This window comes from Blautia difficilis (assembly GCF_014297245.1).
Taxonomy (GTDB): domain Bacteria; phylum Bacillota; class Clostridia; order Lachnospirales; family Lachnospiraceae; genus Blautia_A; species Blautia_A difficilis.
Map to the genome: position 1 here is coordinate 1 of NZ_JACOQG010000088.1, position 887 is coordinate 887.

The following is an 887-nucleotide window of genomic DNA, read 5'->3' on the forward strand; positions in this document are numbered from 1 at the left end:
AGAGGATACAATCTCCCCAAATGGTCTCAGAATTGTAACCATACTTTTACCTTTTGAAACATCGATACCTACTGCGTTCATAAATTTATCACTCCTTAAAAAATATTACAATGGATAAATACCAGTTTTACTCATTACCTGTTCAAACTACTGTGTGTGACACGAATGCACCTAATGTGATTCAACCTGCATAAAACGAACACTGTGAATGAGGAGCCGGTTATCAGTCTAAAGTACGGACGCGAGGTCCAAGTGATGAAGTCGATATACCATTGCATCCTACATTCTAACAGTTTAAGTAATGAGATGGATAAATCCTTACTGGAAGTAAGGGGATTACCCATAAATATATTGTAGTAGTGATGAGTTAGAGGCGCAATTTTTTTGTTAAAAAAAGAACGTATGTTTACAGAATAAGATACCTATGGTACAATTTGTTCATAGCACAAAATAAAAAAACAGTTCAGAGGAGAAGAAAATGCAGACGGTATCCAGTTATGGTGTGGAAATACGAAAACAGAATATCCCAATCCGCCAGACACTGGAAATCTATCGTCAGGCTGTCAGCTATCTGACGGAAATCTATGAACAGGTGTGGGCAGAACTGAAAATGATCCCGGAAGCAAAAAAACGCTTTAATGCAGCAGAACATCTGATTCACACAACGAAAAAGAACCATGCTCGCTTTGATTTTGACATCCATTTCCCGAAGATGCCTTCTTATCTTAGGAGAGCTGCCATCCAGCATGCACTGGGAAGTGTATCGTCCTATGAAAGCCGGATGGAACAGTGGGAGGCAGCGGGAGAACTCTCCGGGAAACCGAATTTTACCTGTGAAAACCATGCCATGCCGGTCTTTTACCGGGATGTGATGTACCGCGAAGGGA

General features: G+C 40.8%; 1 pseudogene. It reads left to right on the forward strand.

Annotated elements, in window-relative coordinates:
* Window positions 1-478: 478 nt before the first annotated feature.
* Window positions 479-887, forward strand: a pseudogene (locus tag H8Z82_RS16940) (IS200/IS605 family accessory protein TnpB-related protein); the annotation flags it as partial.